Here is a 16,867-nt window from a genome sequence, read left to right on the forward strand (position 1 = left end):
GCGAGGTTCCTCCGGGCCCCGTGACCGGCGCGCCGCCGGTACCGGGACCCCGCAGGTGGCACCCGTCCCGGACGGGTGCCACCTGCGGCCGGCGGCGATCAGGCCGACCCTCGGCGGCCCCTCGCCGTTCCGCCGGGCGTACCGGCCCGGCCGTTCCGTCCCCGGAACGGCCGGGCCGCTCCGGCCCCGGCGGAAGTCAGGGAGCGGTCCCGGTGTGTCAGGCAGGGAGGCCGATGGCGCGTTCGCCGTTGCGGCGCTGCTGGATGACGACGGCGACGACGAGGAGGGCGCCCTGGGCGACGTTCTGCCAGAAGGAGTTGATGCCCTGGACGGTGAGGCCGTTCTCGAGGCAGCCGAGGAGGGCGACGGCGAGCAGGGTGCCACCGATGCCGCCCTTTCCGCCCTTGAGGGCGCAGCCGCCGAGGGCGGCGGCGGTGATGGCCTTGAGTTCGAGGCCTTCGCTGCCGGAGACGGGCTGGCCGCTTCCGGTGCGGGCGGTGAGGAGGATGCCGGCGATGGCGGCGACGGTGCCGATGAGGGCGTAGACGGCGACCAGGTACTTGTTGATGTTGATGCCGGCGAGGCGGGCGGCGGTGTCGTTGCCGCCGATGGCGTAGATGTTGCGGCCGATGTCGGTGTACCTGAGGAGGAGGTGGACGGCGAGGGCGACCAGGATCAGGATCCAGACCATGACGGGGAGTCCGGCGATCTTGCCGCGGCCGAGGAAGATGAAGATGTCGTTGTTGAGGACGTAGCCCTGGGCGCGGCCGTTGGAGATGAGCTGGGCGAGGCCCTTGTAGGCGGCGAGGCCGGCGAGGGTGGCGATGGTGGGGTTGACGCGGCCGTAGACGATGACGACGCCGTTGAGGACGCCGATCAGCAGGCCGGTGCCGACGGCGGCGGCCATGCCCGCCAGGGCGTTGGAGCCGGCGGAGGTGAAGGCCATGGCGGAGACGACGGAGGCGACGCCGGCCTGGGAGCCGACGGAGATGTCGAGGCCGCCGCAGATGATGACGACGGTCTGGACGACGGCGAGCAGGCCGGTGATGGTGGCGGCTTCGGCGATGACCTGCATGTTGTTGAGGCTGAGGTAGTTGTCGTTCAGCACACCGAAGAGGGCGAGCACGACGACCAGTGCGCCGATCAGGCTGAGGTTCTGCCCGCCGACCGAGGCGAGGACCCTCGGCGAGCCCGCGGACCGACGTGGGGAGTGGCCGCCGTTCTTGGCGGATGGCGTGGTGCGGGTCGTGGTGCTCATGCGGAGGCTCCGGAGGCGGGGGCGGGGTTGGTCGTACCGGCGAGGTCGTCGGCCATGGCGAGGTTGAGGATGGCTTCCTCGGTGGCCTGGGCGCTGCTGAGTTCGCCCGTGATGTGGCCGTTCTGCATGACGACGATGCGGTCGGCGAGGCCGAGGACTTCGGGGAGTTCGGAGGAGATGACCAGGACGGCGACGCCTTCGGCGGCGAGGTCGGCGATGATCTGGTAGATCTCGGCCTTGGCACCGATGTCGATGCCGCGGGTGGGCTCGTCCAGGATGAGGACCTTGGGCTTGCGGGCGAGCCAGCGGGCGAGGACGACCTTCTGCTGGTTGCCGCCGGAGAGTTTGCGGACCTCGTGTTCGATGGAGGGGGTGCGCACCCGCAGACGGTCGGTGTACTGCTGGGCGAGTTCGCGCTCGGCCCCGCGCTTGACGAAGCGGAAGCGGCGCAGGCGTTCCAGCACCACCGTGGACGTGTTGTCGCGGATGGAGCGCTGCAGGAAGAGTGCCTGGGCCTTGCGTTCCTCGGGGGCGAGGCCGAGTCCGGCGCGGATGACGGCGCCGGGTTTGCCGGAGGGCAGGCGCCGGCCGTCGAGGGTGACGGTGCCGGAGTGGATGGGCAGGTCGCCGGCCAGGGCGAGGGCGAGTTCGGAGCGTCCGGCGCCGATCAGGCCGGCGAGGCCGACGACCTCGCCGGCGTGGATCTGCAGGTCGATGTCGCGTACGGCGTCGGTGGTGACGCCCCGGACGTCGAGGACCAGCCGGTCGGTGGCCACGCGGGTGCGGGAGAACAGGGAGGAGAGGTCGCGGCCGACCATGAGGCGGACGAGGTCGCCTTCGGTGGTGGTGGCGGCGTCCTGGACGCCTGCGAGGGTGCCGTCGCGCAGGACGGCGATGCGGTCGGCGAGTTGGAAGATCTCCTGCATGCGGTGGGAGACGTAGACGACGGCGACGCCGTCGTCGCGCAGGCGGCGGATCAGGGTGAAGAGTGCGTCGACCTCGTGTTCGGACAGCGAGGAGGTGGGTTCGTCGAAGGCGATGACCTTGGCCTCGCCGGTGAGGGCCCGGAGGATCTCGACGAGCTGGCGCTGGGCGGGGGTGAGCTGGGAGCCGAGGAGGTCGGGGTCGAGGACCTTGTCGAAGCCGAGGCGCTTGAGGTCGGCGGTGATGCGGCGGCGCAGTTCGGCACGGTCCAGACGTCGGCCGGCGGCGCGGGGCAGGGAGCCGGCGTAGACGTTCTCGGCGACGGAGACGTGCGGGATGATCTCCGGTTCCTGCGGGATGATCCGGATTCCGGCGGTCCGTGCCTGGGCGGGGGAGGCGAGATCCACGCGCCTGCCGTCGAGGACGACGTGGCCTTCGGTGGGCTGGTGGTCGCCGGTGAGGATCTTGAGCAGGGTGGACTTGCCGGCGCCGTTCTCGCCCATCAGGGCGGTGACCTGGCCGGCCGGGAAGTCGAGGGTGACGCCGCCGAGGGCCTGGACCGCGCCGAACCGCTTGGTGACCTGGTGGACGCCGGCGCTGCCGGCGGCGGGCTGGGCGCTGGGCGGGCGGGGATCCGGGTTCGCGTCGTGGGCTGGGCTCATGGGGTTCCTCGAGACGGCGTACGGAGGGTCGGGAAGGGCTCGTGGCCGGTGCGTCACGGTCGCTTGCGCACCCGGGGAGGAGTGGGAGGTTCCGGCGGGGTTCGGTCGTCCGCCCCTCGGGTGGTGCCGAGGCGGCGGGAGGGGGGTGCTCCAGGCCCGGCGGGGCAGTTGTCGGGCCGGGCCCGGGGCACCGAGGCCGGCCGTGGGGTCCGGCCCGATCGGGGGTCAGCTGCAGGTGACGCCGGCGCTCTGCCACGTGGCCGCGTCGACCATGGTGGTGGGGGCGAAGGCTTCCTTGGGGAAGTCCTTGCTGTTCTTGAGCTTGTCGTACATGGTCTGGACGGCAAGGGCGCCGACGTCCTTGCCGTTGATGAACAGGGCGGCCTTCATGCCGGTGGGCTTGTTGCCGCTCCAGTTCTTGCAGGCGAGGTAGGCGCCGAGGCCGACGCCGATGACGTTGTCGGGGCTGATGCCGGCGTTCTGCAGGGCGGTGACGCCGCCCTGGACGTTCTCGTCGTTGCAGCCCCAGACGACCCAGTGCTTGACGCCGGCGTTGGCGGTGATCGTCGCGGCGATCTTGTCCTGGGCGCCGGTGGGGGTGTTGTCGGTGGCGACGTCGATGGTCTGCACCTGGGCGGCGTCGGTGCTGAACGCCTCCTTGGCGGCCTTCACGCGGTCGCCGCAGACGGTGACGTCCTGCTTCCAGGCGGAGATGATCCGGGTGTCGGCCGGGTTCCAGCCGGCCTTCTTGTACTCCTGGGCGGCGCGCTTGCCGACCTCGGTGCCCATCTGCTGGCCGGAGAAGCCGATCCGGGCGACCAGGTCGCTCTTGGCGCAGGCGGCGGGGTCCGGGCCGGTGGCGCAGATCTGGTCGTCCGAGGTGAGCAGCGCGACCTTGGCGTCCTTGGCGGTCTGCACGACCTGCGGGCCCACGGCCGGGTCCGGGACGACGATGATGACGCCGTTGGTCTTCTGCGCGATCGCGGACTGCACCTCGCTGATGGTCTTGTTGGCGTCGCTGCCCAGGTTCACCACCTTCAGGTCGACGCCGAGCTCCGCGGCCTTCGCCTTGGCGCCGGCCGCCTCCCCGACGAAGTACTCCTGGTCGCCCTGCTTCTGCAGGTAGGTGATCGAGATCTTCCCGCTCACCGGCGCGACCGGGGCATCGCCTCCGGCGACTGACTCCTGCCCCGTCGAACAGGCGGTGGTCAGGCCCAGAGCGAGCAGCAGACCGGTCGCGGCGACAACACGGCTGGTGGGACGGAACATGCGGGAGCTCCTTCGCGCAGGCGCCGACTCCGGCGCCCACAAAGGGTCGGGGGGTACTGCCCGTTCGGGCCCCGGGCGGAAGTGGGAGCTGATGGGCCGCACTCGCTTCGGCCTGCGAGGTACCTGCCACCAACCCTCAAGAATCAACACTTTCAAACGGGATGGCACATATGACATCTCTGTTGCGCGGTAGTGTCAAGAGGAAGTCGGGGACGAGATCAGCTTGTGACCTCGCGGATCCCGGGTGTGGGACACCCGTCGGCGCGGCGCGGCCCGTATTCGGCCGGTCGGTGACGAAGTCCGTGTCCACCGCCTCGGCGCCACCTGTGGAGAACGGTGGGACCGTCCGATCCGGCCTCACTACCCGCGCCCTGCCTGCGGTCGGCGGCTCGCTCGAGCGCTGGTGTGTTGACTTTTGTTCTATATCGTTTGACTATGAGCGCGATTGCTCGGTCCGGGGAGCCGACACGGGGCCCTGTACGGAAGGAAGCCATGATCAAAACGTCGGACAAGCTCGCGGACGGCCGCGAGCTCCTCTACTTCGATCCGGACGAGGCCGTTCCACGGGAGGGCCACGGCGACCTGCGCCCGCTGGAGGCCTCGGTGAGCCTGTCCGAGATCCGCCGCGACCCGACCACCGGGAGCTGGGTGACCGTGGCCGCGCACCGGCAGGCCCGCACCTACCACCCGCCGGCGGACGAGTGCCCGCTCTGCCCGTCCCGCGAAGGCAGGCTCAGCGAGATCCCGGCCTCCGACTACCAGGTCGTCGTCTTCGAGAACCGGTTCCCGTCCCTGGCCGGCGACGCCGACCCCGAGCTCCCCGGCCACCCGGTGGCCGAGGCCGCACCCGGCACCGGACGCTGCGAGGTCGTCTGCTTCACCGCCGACCACGGCTCGTCGTTCGCCGACCTGACCGACGCCAGGGCCCGCCTCGTCCTCGACGCGTGGACGGACCGGACCGCGGAACTCTCCGCGCTGCCCGATGTTAGGCAGGTGTACATCTTCGAGAACCGCGGCGCCGAGATCGGCGTCACCCTCGCCCACCCGCACGGGCAGATCTACGCCTTCCCGTTCCACCCGCCGCGCACCGTCAGCATGATCGAGCAGGCCGGCCGGCACCGCGCCGCCACCGGCCGCAACCTCTTCGAGGACGTATTGGCAGCCGAACGCGCAGACCCGGTGAGAGTGGTGCTGACCGGCGAGCACTGGACCGCGTTCGTTCCGTTCGCCGCCCGCTGGCCCTACGAGGTGCACCTCTACCCGAACCGCAGGGTCGCCGACCTCACCCACCTCGACGAGGCCGAACGCGCCGAGTTCCCCGGCCTGTACCTGGAACTGCTGCGCCGCTTCGACCGGCTGTTCATCGAGGAGGGGCAGTCGGAGCAGGCCCGGCCGACGCCGTACATCGCGGCCTGGCACCAGGCGCCGGCCGTGGACGGCCACGAACTGGCCCTGCACCTGGAGCTGTTCACGATCCGCCGCACGGCAGGCAAACTGAAGTACCTCGCCGGCGTGGAGTCGGGCCTGGACGCGTTCGTCAACGATGTGTCGCCGGAGGCGGCCGCACAGCGCCTTCGAGAGGTCGCATCATGATTACCACCGCCACGGGGGAGCCCACCCGATGACCCGGACCCACGCCGCCCGCGGCGCCGCTGCCCCGAACGCCCTCGCAGGGACGTGGGCAGCGCCCGGCCGCGTCAACCTCATCGGCGAGCACACCGACTACAACGACGGGTTCGTCCTGCCGATCGCCCTGCCGCACACCGCGCGTGCCACGGTGCGGCTGCGCGCCGACGGGGTGTTGCGGCTGTACAGCGAGCAGGGCGGTGGAGCCGCCGTGGAGCTGGCCGTCACCGAGCTGGCTCCGGGCGGCGTGGACGGCTGGGCCCGCTACCCGGCCGCCGTGGTGTGGGCACTGCGCGAGGCCGGACACCCGGTCGGCGGCGCCGACGTGCGCATCGACAGCGACGTGCCGACCGGCGCCGGCCTCTCCTCCTCGGCGGCGATCGAATGCGTGATGGCCGCCGCCTGCAATGACCTGCACGATCTCGGTCTGGACGGCCCCCAGCTGGCCCGGATCGCGCAGCGGGCCGAGAACGCGTTCGTCGGCGTCCCCTGCGGGATCATGGACCAGATGGCGTCGATGTGCTGCCGCGAGGGCGGGGCGCTCTTCCTCGACACCCGCGACCTGTCCGCCCGCCACGTCCCGCTCGACCTCGTCGCGGCCGGCCTGCGACTGCTCGTCGTCGACACCCGGGTCAAGCACGACCTCGCCGACGGCGAGTACGCGAAGCTGCGGGCCGGCTGCGAACGGGCCTCCGCCCTCCTCGGCCTGCCCGCCCTGCGCGACCTCGGCCCGGACGGACTGCCGGCGGCTCTGGGCCGGCTGCCGCACGAACTCCGCCCGCTGGTGAGGCATGTGGTGAGCGAGAACGCGCGGGTGGAGCGGGCGGTGGCCCTCCTCGACGCGGGTGACCTGCGCGGACTGGGTCCGCTCCTGACCGCGGGGCACGCCTCGCTGCGCGACGACTACGGCGTCTCCTGCCCGGAGACCGACCTGGCCGTCGAGGCGGCGGTCGGCTCCGGTGCGCTGGGCGCCCGGATGACCGGCGGCGGTTTCGGCGGTTCGGTGATCGCCCTGGTCGACGCCGGCGCCGTGCCCGCCGTCACCGTCGCGGTCGAGGAGGCCTTCCGGCAGGCCGGCCACACAGCCCCCCGTACCTTCACCGCCGTTCCGGCGACCGGCGCCCGCCGCATCGCCTGACCAGGCCGGGGTTCCCCGCCGGCAGCGCACACGCGCCGCCGGCGGGCAGCCCTCGATCGTCGCCGCCCGGGCCGCGGCGGGCGTGAAGGCGACGGGCCGGCCGTGGCCGTCCGTGGCCGTCCAGGTCGGGCCACGCCGACGGCCCGGGCTGTGCCGGGGGATCAGTGCAGTCCGGCGAAGAGGTCGTTCTCGGGCACGGCCGCGCCGGTGGTGTCCTGGACCCGTACGAAGGTCTCCACGCCCATCAGCTCGGTGAACCTCTCCTTGCCCATCTTCAGGAAGAAGATGTTCTCGCCCTGGCTGGCGTGTGCGGCCAGCGCATCGAACTTCTGGCCACCGAACTCGGTGGTGTCCACCCAGGTGGTGATCTCCTCGTCGGGGAGTCCGATCTCGGCCATCGCGGCGGCCTCGGCCGGATCCGGCTCCTCCCACTCCGCGCCGAACTCGCGCATGACCTCCCCGAAGCGCTGCATCGCCGAGCGCGGCGCCGTCGTCCAGTACACCTTCGGCGTCATCCCGGTCGTCGCCAGCGCCGCCATCGTGACGCGGTTCGCCTGGATGTGGTCGGGGTGGCCGTAGAACCCGTTCTCGTCGTAGGTCACGACCACATCGGGCCGGTAGCGCCGCAGGAGTTCGGCGAGGCGGGCAGCGCCCTCCTCCACGGGCGTCCGCCAGAAGGACCCGGGGGCGTCGTTGGCCGGCCAGCCCATCATCCCGGAGTCGGCGTACCCCAACATCTCCAGATGGCCGACCTTCAGGACCTCGCAGGCCGCCTCCAGTTCCTCACGGCGCATCGCGGCGACGGCCGCCGGATCGTGCCCGGGCTCGCCCGGCTTGACGCCCCCCGGTCCGTCACCGCAACCGCCGTCGGTGCACGTGACCAGGACCGTGCGGATCCCCTCCGCCGCGTACCGCGCGAGGACACCCCCCGTCCCGGTGGCCTCGTCGTCGGGGTGGGCGTGCACCGCCATCAGTGTCAAGGGCCGGTCAACCATGAAAACCATCCTTCGGTCCGAGAAGTGCTCGGTCCGAGTCTGCGGCACGCGGGCGGTTGCCCGCCCGCAATATCGGGGTGACCGTGATCCGGAAGCCCACGGGCCCCGGATCACGGTCCGACGATGTCGGCCGGAGGCGGGGCGGACCGGGTGCCACGTCAGCCGTCGTGCCGGCCCTGAAGGTCGTTCAGGGACTCCTGGAAGCTGCGGATCAGCGCGGCGAGGCCGGTCTCGAACGCCCGCTCGCGGAAGTCGGGCGGGGCGTTCCGCAGCGGTTCGAGCCCGGGCGGGAGTGCCTCGTCCGTCCAGGCCGCGTCGTGCGGGCGGTCGAGGTGGAGCGCGGAGCCGATCAGGAGGTACTCGACGGACTGGACGACCGAGAGCACGTGCTCCTCGGGCCAGCCGGCCTCCCGCAGCAGGGCGAACGCACAGGCGTAGGCCTGCAGGGCCGCGACGGACCGGGTCGGCCGGGAGGCGAGCAGCGGCACCATGTTCGGGTGGCGGGCGAGGGCGGCGCGGTACGAGCGGGCCCAGGCGTCCAGGGCGGCGGTCCACGGCTGGACGGTCGGGTCGAGCTCCATCTCGGCGACGATGAGGTCGCTGATACCGGCGATGATCTCGTCGCGGCTGGAGACGTAGTTGTAGAGCGAGGGCCCCTTGACGCCCAGCCGGGCCGCGATGCGGGTGGTCGAGAGCGCGGCGGAGCCCTCCTCGTCGACCAGTGCGAGAGCGGCCTGCATGATTCCGTCCCGGGTCAGCAGTGGCCGTGACGGCCTGCCCATCTGTTGGTCCTCTCGTCCGCTGGTGGTTACCCCCGGGTATGGGCTCTCGCCGTGGACTAGTGTACGTTCTCGCCCAGGAAAAACTACGGGTTCTAGTTTTAGGGGTGTCCATGGATGGCGCCTGGCGTCTCCCCTGTGGCGCCAGGCCAGGACCTCGAAGGCGACCCACCTTCGCGACCCGGACCGACGGCGGACTTCGGCCACATCCCCCGGTGGCCCCCTTGATGTACCCGTAGCCATCCGGGCTCCTCCCGTGGAGGACCTCTGCCGTGAGCCTGTCTGGCATGCCCTTGACACCTCGTCGGCCTGCCGACGGCAGGGCGTGAAGGCGACTGTCAGGCCGTACCTGCGGGCCCAGGTGCAGGGCACGGTCACGGCCGGAGTGCCCCGCCGACCACCGCCTGACCGACAATCCGTCAAGTCGAAAGCCGAGTACCAGATATGACCATCAAGGCAAAGCTCGTTGCCACCGCGACCCTGACGGCCGCGATCACCGCCGGCCTCGCCACCACCCCCGCGGCCGCCGCGGCCCCCGCCGCGCCGGTGGTCGCCGCCGCCCCCGCGGCGAGCAGCGGCAGCACGGTGACCGAGCAGCAGTGGCTGGCCGACGTCACCGCCGCGATCGCGCCCGCCCGCGCCTACGTCGAGCGGCGCACGGCCGAGCCCACGGACGAGAGGCCCGCGATCGTCTTCGACATCGACAACACCACCCTGGCGACGCACTTCCACCCGTTCGCTATGCCGGGCATCTCGCCGGTCGTGGAGCTGGCGCAGTACGCCCACGCGCGCGGGGTCGCGATCATCTTCGTCACCGCGCGCGTGGACTTCATCGAGCCGGTCACGCGGTACAGCCTGGAGAAGGCGGGCTACACCGTGGACGAGCTGCACGGGCGCGACCTGTGCGATCTCTTCGAGCCGGTCCAGCAGTACAAGACCGATGAGCGGATCGAGATCGAGAACGAGGGCTACACGATCATCGCCAGCGTCGGCAACAACTGGACCGACCTCGGCGGCGGCCACGCCGAGCGCACCTTCAAGCTGCCGGACTACGACGGCCTGCTCTCCTGACCCACCCCGCCGGTGTGCTCCGAGACGGCGCGGTTCGGGCGCCGGGGCCGGTGGTCCCGCCGTCCGGCCGCGCTTCGGGCTGCTGAACGGCGGCCCACGGGGTCGGCGGGCGTCCTGCGCAACTGTGCTTCCGGGGTGTCACCGGAGACCGACAGCGCCCCCGCCCGCCCGGGCGGGGCGTTCTCGGCCGCCGGGGTCACAGCACCTGGAAGGTGAACTCGTCCGCGGGGCCCGCCGGGGAGGAGCAGCCGTTCGACAGGACGGTCCGGCGTTAGCGGTGTACGGATCCGAGCGCAGGTCGGCGCCGCGTCACGCGGGCGGACGATCCCCGGGCGGCGCGTTGCTCCAGGAAGGATTGCCCTTGCCGGCTCGAGCTGCCCGGTTTCACCCGGTGCCGATACGGGACTGAGACGCTCTTTACAGGTCCCTGATGTGACCGATGAAAGGACGAAACGCTCCCCGGACAGGAATCCGACGTCCCACGCCTACCGTGCCTCACATGCCACATACACATGGCCGGACCAACGGTCACCACACCAGGACCCGCAGCCGAGCATGCACCCAAGCCGTCCTGTCGGCAGGCGTGTTGGCCGCGGGCCTCGCGCTGGCGGCGCCCGCGGGGGCCGCAGGGGGCACAGGGACGACGCCGAAGGACGTGGCCCCCACGAGCCGGGTGGCCGTCCATGCCGAGGCGGTCACGGCCGCGCAGCAGCAGGCCGTCCTGGACTACTGGACCCCGCAGCGGATCACCGCCCTGACGTCGCCGTCCTCCGGCAACCCGCCCAAGAGCAGCCCCGACGGTGCTCCGTGGACCGGTGCCGCCACCCTGGACAAGACGGTGGGCAGGCTCTTCTTCACCAACCACGGCGAGGACGAGAGCTGTACCGCGACCGTCGTGGACAGCGCCAACCGCAGCACCGTCGTCACGGCGGCGCACTGCGTCAACAACACCGTGCCCGGCTACCGCAACGGGACGAAACCGCTCGGCGGCTTCAGCATCAAGTACATGGCCACGTCCTCCCGCTGGGACGCGGATCCGGGCACGACGACCTCCGATGCCGTCGCTGTCGCCGGGTACGACACGGGAATCCTCGTAGCGAACCCTGCGGCCGGCGGACGACGGATCGCGGACGTCACGGGAAGCCAGAGGATCGCGTTCACCAAGCCCGCCAAGGGCGAGTTCATCCACACCTTCGGGTACCCGAAGGACCGCCTCAACAACCCCGGCGCCACATACGCCGGTTCGCGCATGATCCACTGCGCCGGACCGGACCGGACCGGACCGGACCGGACCGGACCGGACCGGCCCGGCCCGGCCCCAAGGCCCCCCTCCTGTGGGGTGAGCCCTGCGACATGTCCCACGGGGCGAGCGGCGGGCCCCACCTCGCACAGTTCGACACCCGGACCGGCGTCGGCACCGTCGTCGGCGTCACCACCACCACCGACGAACTCGCGGGCGGGCAGACCAACACGCTCTACGCCACACGCCTCGGCGACAGCGCCCACCGCCTCTACGACTGGGCACAGACACGCCTGACCTCCTGTCCAGCGCCTGCTCGGCCGGCCTCCCGGCCGAGCAGCGTGTCAGACGGTGCGTCAGACCAGTGCCGCGCCCCATGCCCTGGCCCGGTCCCGTTCACCGGCACGCAGGGGACCGTCGGCCTCGTCGACGATGAAGCCCTCGGGTTCGGCCACCACGTCGTAGTGGTGGCGGGAGAGCCGCTGTGCGATGCCTTCGGCCGCGCTGCCGCTCATCCGCATGTCCGCGCGGGTGTCGAAGGCCGCCGCGTGGGTGCCCGGTTCGGTCTTCGGGAGGTCGTGGAACCAGGAGCGCAGGCTTTGCCCCCGCGGTCGCGGCGGCCTCCCTCGCGGCGTCCTCGTGTCCCTCCTTCTTCGCCTCGGCGGTGGCGGCCAGCCGGCGGCTGAGACCTGAGGACATGCCGTGCATGTGGGTCGGTCCACCGACCACCAGGAGGTCGGCGGTCCGCGTCACGTCGGCGCCGGCCTCCGCCACGGGGATGCAGTCGATCGCGGCGTCCGGGTCGGCGTCGTGGACGCCCTCGGCGATCGCCTCGGCGATCTCGCGGGTGTTGCCGTACATGCTCTCGTACACGATCACTGTGTGCATGGTTCTCACCTCTCGCTTCCAGCGTGCCGCGCCGCTCGCGTACCGGGCGTGGGCCGTTCGGCCCTGACCGTTCCGCCGACGGGACCCCGGTGCCGGAAGGCCGGTGCGTCAGCCGTGGTCGGTGCGTCAGCTGTAGGGGACGACCGCGACCGGGCAGTGGACGTGGTGGATGGCGGCGTGGGCCACCGACCCGATGTGCGTGCCGATCGGCGCGCGGCGAGTGCGGCGGCCGACCACCACGAGCCCGGCCCGGGCCGTTTGCTCGACGATGACCCCGGCGGCACTCCCACGGACCAGGTCCGGCGTCACCGGCACCCGTGGGTAGCGGTCCCGCCAAGGCTGCAGTGTGTCCGTGAGCTCCTTCCGCTCGGCCAGCGCGAGATCCTCGGCCGTGCTGCCGATCGCCGCGAACGCCATGTACGCGCTGCCGTTCGGCGGGTCCCAGGCGTGGACGGCGCGCAGTGGTGCCGCGTGCAGGGCGGCGGCCTCGAAGGCGAACGCGATCACGGCGTCGCACGCGTGCCGGAGGTCCAGGCCGAGGACGACCTCGCGCTCGGCTGTGCGGTCCGGGGAGTCGTCGGCCCGGACGAGCACCACCGGGCAGGCCGCCCGCCGGAGGACTTCCTGACTCACGGACCCGACCAGGAAGCCGCGCAGCGTGCTGAGCCCGCGCGACCCGAGGACCAGCATCGTGGCGTCCCGGCCCGCGGCCTCCAGCGCCGTGGCGGGGTCCTCCGGCACGTGGGCGGAGGTCACCTCGGCTCCCCGGAACCGGGCCCGCAGGTCGGCCTCCCGGAAGGCCAGCTGCTGCCTGCTCCAGGTGACGGCGTCGGCGGTGCCCAGCACGTCGGTCCTGGGCCACGGCCACGCCTGCACGAGTTCCAGGGGCAGGCGGCGGTGCAGCGCCTCGCGGGCCGCCCACTCGGTGGCGGTGACGCTCTCGGGCGACCCGTCGAAGCCTGCCACGACAGGTCCGTTCACGATGTCCTCCGATGGATTGCCGAAGCCGGTGTCTTCGCCTGGGCGTGCCCCGGCGGGCCCGTGACGATCGGGGCCGGGTCAGTGAGTCAGGAATCCGGCGGCGTGTCGTTCGCGGCCGCGTCCGTCCGGCCGGCGCGGAGCAGTTGGTGCCCGAGGTCCACCAGGGCACGCCCGGCGGCGTACTCGTCGCCGATCTCCGGCACGGGGTCGTCATGCGGGTTGCGGTGGGCCGTGGTCCGGCTCTCCAGCGTGTTGTCACCGGTGTCGAGCACGGCGTGCACCTTGGTGGTGTCTCCCTCCTCGAAGAGGTCCAGCCGAAGGGTCCACCGTTTGGTCCGCGCTGCCGGGGGTGCGGTGCGCTCGTCCATGTCCAGGTCCGTTCCTTCAGGGGCCGTCCGCGGGGCCGGTCCGGTGGGTGTTCACCGCCCGCCAGGTGGGGGCGGGGTGTGTCCGGTCCCTCCATCGTGTGACCGCGGGCCTTGAGCCGGCGAGGGGAGCGGCCCCGACGGCGGGCGGCCCCGACCCTGACGGCCGTGCTCAGTGCCCGCCCTCGGACGGAGCGGGGACGGTGAAGACCGGGCAGTGGGCGCGGTGCAGCAGGCCGTGCGGGACGGACCCGAGCCGCATGCCGGTGAACCCGCCTCGTCCGCGGCGTCCCACCACGACGCCGAGCGCGTGCTCGGAGGCCTTGGCCAGCTCCTCGACGGGGTGGCCGCGCACCACCTCGTGCGTGGGCGCCATGCCGGGATGGAGGGCCCGGCGTCCGGCCGTGGCCTCGTCCAGCAGTCGCCGCAGCGTCTGGACGGTCGCCTCCTCGTCGAGACGGCCGATCAGGTGCGACTGCCAGACCCAGACGGCGCGCAGCACGGCTCCGCGCCGTTCGGCGAGGTCGAAGGCGAAGTCGACGGCCGCAGCGGATGACGGGCTGCCGTCCACGCCGACCACCACGTACGGCGGGTCCTGGGTGACATGCTCCGGTTCGGGGACGACGACCACCGGGCAGTGGGCCTGGGCGCTCACCGGCACGGTCACCGAGGAGGAGCTCAGCAGCTCCTCCAGCCGGTTCAGCCGGCGCGAGCCCAGGACGACGAGTTCGGCGTGGGCGGACTCCCGGCAGAGCATCAGGGCGGGGACGTCCTCGCTGACGGCCGTCGCCACCGACAGGCCGGGGTGCCGCTGGAGGGCGAGGGTGGTTGCTTCGTCCAGGGCCTGGTCGCCGCGCTCGCGCAGCTCCTTGTGGTAAGCGCCCCCGGCGAAGGCACGTACGTCGTGGGGGAGTGGCACAACGGCGTGGACCATCCGCAGCTGCAGCCTGCGGCGGTCGGCCTCGTCGGCGGCCCAGGCGACCACCGTCGCCCCCGGGGCGACGGCGTCCACACCGAGGACGATCGGACGGTTCCTGCTGGCGGATGTCATGGCTCCTCCACCGGACGGCCGGCCCGCTGTGGCCGGTTCTGTTCCCACGCTATGGCCGGTTCTGTTCCCACGCCAGGAGGAACGGGGCGCTCGGGGGGAGGGCCGATCGGCCCAACGGTCGGGTCGGACCGTACGGGGCACTGGCCGTCCGGCCCCGGCGGAAGACGTCCGGGCGGCGTTGATGCGGATCGCTGACGGCCTCAGAGCGGGAAGGCACGGCTCTCGCCGGGCCGGACGAGGGTCGGGGCGCCCCGGAACCGGATCTGGACGGGCTCCTGGCATCCCGCCCGCAGGCTCACCGTGACCGTCCGGCGGTCGGTGGCGATCACGACGCCCCAGTGGCCGCGGTAGCGCAGCTCCAGCTCGATCCGGCCGAGCGCGGACGGCATGCGCGGGTCCAGCCAGAGAGCGTCCTCGCGGATCTCCAGGCCGGTGTAGCAGCGTTGCAGCAGGTCGACCGCGCCGGCCATGGCACCGAGGTGGACGCCCTCGGCCGTGGTGCCGCCCTGGGCGTCCCGGAGGTCGGCGACCAGGACGTCGCGGAAGTGCCGCCAGGAGGCGCGGCGGTCGGAGCGGGTGAGGACCCACGCGTGGACCACGGAGCTGAGCGTGGAGCCGTGCACCGTGCGGCGCAGGTAGTAGGCGGTGGTGCGGCGCAGCAGTTCGTGACCGGCGGGGTAGCCGAGCAGGCGGAGCAGGTCGCGGACCTCGTGGGCGGAGAACAGGTACCAGAGCATGAGGACGTCCGCCTGTTTGGACACCCGGTAGCGGTTGGCGGTGTCGCCCTCGGCCTCCAGGATCCGGTCGAGCCGGCGCAGGTCGGGATAGCGGTACCGGTAGGCGGCCCAGTCCAGTTCGGCGAGTCGCTCGTAGCCGTCGAACTGGCTCGGCACACCGTCGTGGAAGGGGACGTGCAGCCGCCGCCCGACCTCGCGCCAGCGGCCGAGTTCGGTGTCGTCGAGGGCCAGTCGTTCGAGCAGCTCGTCGCGCCGGTAGCCGGGCAGGACGCGGACGGTGTCGAGGGCGCGGGCGAGCACCCAGGAGGCCAGCACGTTGGTGTACGCGTTGTCGTCCAGGCCGGGGCCGTCCGCCCACGGGTAGGCGTCGTGGTACTCGTCCGGGCCCAGTACCCCGCGGATCGAGTAGCGGTCCCGCCGGGGGTCGTAGGTGGCGGCCGAGGCCCAGAACCGGGCGATCTCCAGGAGCGTTTCGGCGCCGGCTTCGGCCAGGAAGTCCAGGTCGCCGGTGGCCTGGTAGTACTGCCAGATGTTGTAGGCGACGGCCGAGCCGACGTGTCGCTGGAGGTGGCTGTGGTCGGGCAGCCAGCGGCCGGAGAGCGGGTTGAGGTGGAGCCGCTGGGACTCCTCGCGGCCGTCGCTCGCGCTCTGCCACGGGTACATCGCGCCGCGAAGGCCGGCCTCGCGGGCGGCCTGGCGCGCCGCGTCCAGGCGGCGGTGGCGGTAGCGCAGGACGGCTCGCGCCAGCTCGGGGAACCGCAGGTTGAGCAGTTGGAGGACGAACAGCTCGTCCCAGAAGACGTGACCCCGGTAGGCCTCGCCGTGGAGCCCCCGGGCCGGGATACCGACGTCGAGGTCGGCGGAGTGCTCGGAGTACGTCTGGAGCAGGTGGAACACGTTCAGGTGCAGCGGGCCGGCGCCCTCGAAGTCCGCCTCGATCCGGCATCGGCGCCACAGTTCGCCCCAGCGGAGGGAGTGGTCGGCCAGGAGCTCCTCGAATCCCGGGGCCTGCGCGACCAGGAGGCGCGAGGCGTGCAGGGGAGCCTCGATCGCCGGGTCGCGTGAGGTGTGGACGGCGACCGTCTTCTCCACCGTCAGCGGGTGGCCGGCCCGGATGTCCGCGGTCAGGGTCTGGGCCGCCCAGCCCTCCCGGAACTCGCCGCGACGGTCGCAGCCGACGGCTTCGCCCGCCCGGTGCAGGCGGTTCCGCGCCGCGAGTGCGATGTGCAGCGGCGAACCGGCGGCTGCGACCTCCAGCCAGAGCGGCCCGTCCCCGTCCAGGCCCTGGCCGGCCGGTACGAGGTGGCGGGCGGTCAGGCCGCGGTAGCGGGCGACCCCGGTGTTGGCCACGGTGCCGTCCAGGGCGGAGCGGATCTCCAGCAGGCCGGACCAGTTCTCCGCGGTCAGGGTGGTCTCCAGGGCGAGCAGATGCCGCTGCGCCTGGCTGGCGAGGCGGCGCTGCACCAGCCGGGTCCGCCGCCCCTCGGCGTCGACGACCAGGGCGCGACGGGTCAGCAGCCCGCATCGCAGGTCCAGCTCCAGGCTCTGCTCGGCCGGCGGGCCGGTGAACCACGTGCCGCCGACCGGGCGGAAGGTCAGTGGCAGCCAGTTCGGGGTGTTGATCAGGTCCTCGTTGGTGACCGTGCGGCCCGCGACCGTCGAGGAGGCGCGGTCGTAGCAGCCGGCGAGGTAGGTGCCCGGGTAGTGGACGCCGTCGGCGACCGACTCGGGTGCGGCGCCGCGGCTGACGACGTAGCCGTTGCCGACCGCGCACAGGGCCTCCCGCAGTCCCTCCTGCGCGGGGTCGAAGCCCTGGTAGCGGAGCGCCCAGGGGTCGGGCATCAGGGCGTCCGCCCGGCCCGCGGCGGGGCTGTCCGGTTCCA

14 protein-coding genes and 1 pseudogene are annotated in these 16,867 nt (G+C 72.4%); 4 read left to right on the forward strand and 11 right to left on the reverse strand.

Annotated elements, in window-relative coordinates; translation table 11 throughout:
* Nucleotides 1-217: 217 nt before the first annotated feature.
* The 3 genes from OG286_RS37425 to OG286_RS37435 form a co-directional block, all read right to left on the reverse strand.
* Entirely contained in the window at nucleotides 218-1,258 is a 1,041-nt protein-coding gene (locus tag OG286_RS37425) for an ABC transporter permease (protein WP_331741456.1), read from the reverse strand.
* Nucleotides 1,255-2,844, reverse strand: a complete 1,590-nt coding sequence (locus OG286_RS37430; protein WP_331741457.1) for a sugar ABC transporter ATP-binding protein — start codon at nucleotides 2,842-2,844, stop codon at nucleotides 1,255-1,257. The genes OG286_RS37425 and OG286_RS37430 overlap by 4 nt, the downstream gene beginning before the upstream one ends.
* A gap of 225 nt (nucleotides 2,845-3,069) precedes the next feature.
* Nucleotides 3,070-4,113 carry a substrate-binding domain-containing protein gene (locus tag OG286_RS37435; RefSeq protein WP_331741458.1) on the reverse strand — a complete coding sequence of 348 codons (1,044 nt, stop codon included), beginning with the start codon at nucleotides 4,111-4,113 and terminating at the stop codon, nucleotides 3,070-3,072.
* Nucleotides 4,114-4,605: 492 nt separating this feature from the next.
* Between OG286_RS37435 and galT the strand changes: the two genes are divergently transcribed.
* A complete protein-coding gene (gene galT, locus OG286_RS37440) occupies nucleotides 4,606-5,706 on the forward strand; it encodes a galactose-1-phosphate uridylyltransferase (protein WP_331741460.1) in 1,101 nt (366 codons plus the stop codon).
* A gap of 28 nt (nucleotides 5,707-5,734) precedes the next feature.
* The gene (gene galK / locus OG286_RS37445; RefSeq protein WP_331741461.1) at nucleotides 5,735-6,877 is read left to right on the forward strand and encodes a galactokinase; all 1,143 of its coding nucleotides are present in this window, start codon (nucleotides 5,735-5,737) and stop codon (nucleotides 6,875-6,877) included.
* Between the two features lie 161 nt (nucleotides 6,878-7,038).
* Here the strand turns inward: galK and OG286_RS37450 are convergent, their stop codons facing one another.
* A complete protein-coding gene (locus OG286_RS37450; protein WP_331741462.1) occupies nucleotides 7,039-7,872 on the reverse strand; it encodes a PIG-L family deacetylase in 834 nt (277 codons plus the stop codon).
* Between the two features lie 158 nt (nucleotides 7,873-8,030).
* On the reverse strand, nucleotides 8,031-8,654 hold the full coding sequence (locus tag OG286_RS37455; RefSeq protein ID WP_331741464.1) for a TetR/AcrR family transcriptional regulator C-terminal domain-containing protein: 624 nt from the start codon (nucleotides 8,652-8,654) through the stop codon (nucleotides 8,031-8,033).
* A gap of 441 nt (nucleotides 8,655-9,095) precedes the next feature.
* On the opposite strand from OG286_RS37455, the gene OG286_RS37460 reads away from it, so the two are divergent.
* Together OG286_RS37460 and OG286_RS37465 are read left to right on the forward strand one after the other, a co-directional pair.
* A complete protein-coding gene (locus OG286_RS37460) occupies nucleotides 9,096-9,722 on the forward strand; it encodes an HAD family acid phosphatase (RefSeq protein WP_331741465.1) in 627 nt (208 codons plus the stop codon).
* Nucleotides 9,723-10,377: 655 nt separating this feature from the next.
* Nucleotides 10,378-11,259, forward strand: coding sequence for a hypothetical protein (locus tag OG286_RS37465; protein WP_331741466.1), 882 nt, complete (start codon nucleotides 10,378-10,380; stop codon nucleotides 11,257-11,259).
* Between the two features lie 59 nt (nucleotides 11,260-11,318).
* Here OG286_RS37465 and OG286_RS37470 read toward each other — a convergent pair whose 3' ends face one another.
* The 6 genes and pseudogenes from OG286_RS37470 to OG286_RS37495 all read right to left on the reverse strand — a co-directional run bounded on the left by OG286_RS37470 (nucleotide 11,319) and on the right by OG286_RS37495 (nucleotide 16,826).
* Nucleotides 11,319-11,477, reverse strand: a complete 159-nt coding sequence (locus OG286_RS37470; RefSeq protein WP_331741467.1) for a hypothetical protein — start codon at nucleotides 11,475-11,477, stop codon at nucleotides 11,319-11,321.
* A gap of 145 nt (nucleotides 11,478-11,622) precedes the next feature.
* A pseudogene (locus tag OG286_RS37475) lies at nucleotides 11,623-11,850 on the reverse strand (flavodoxin family protein); the annotation flags it as partial.
* Nucleotides 11,851-11,976: 126 nt separating this feature from the next.
* A complete protein-coding gene (locus tag OG286_RS37480; RefSeq protein ID WP_331741469.1) occupies nucleotides 11,977-12,831 on the reverse strand; it encodes a universal stress protein in 855 nt (284 codons plus the stop codon).
* A gap of 86 nt (nucleotides 12,832-12,917) precedes the next feature.
* Entirely contained in the window at nucleotides 12,918-13,199 is a 282-nt protein-coding gene (locus OG286_RS37485) for a dsRBD fold-containing protein (protein WP_331741470.1), read from the reverse strand.
* A gap of 169 nt (nucleotides 13,200-13,368) precedes the next feature.
* Nucleotides 13,369-14,247, reverse strand: a complete 879-nt coding sequence (locus OG286_RS37490) for a universal stress protein (protein WP_331741472.1) — start codon at nucleotides 14,245-14,247, stop codon at nucleotides 13,369-13,371.
* A gap of 200 nt (nucleotides 14,248-14,447) precedes the next feature.
* Nucleotides 14,448-16,826, reverse strand: a complete 2,379-nt coding sequence (locus tag OG286_RS37495; RefSeq protein WP_405366116.1) for a glycoside hydrolase family 65 protein — start codon at nucleotides 16,824-16,826, stop codon at nucleotides 14,448-14,450.
* Between the last annotated feature and the right edge of the window lie 41 nt (nucleotides 16,827-16,867).

Origin of the sequence: Kitasatospora sp. NBC_00039 (genome assembly GCF_045160625.1) — a bacterium.
Taxonomy (GTDB): Bacteria; Actinomycetota; Actinomycetes; order Streptomycetales; family Streptomycetaceae; genus Kitasatospora.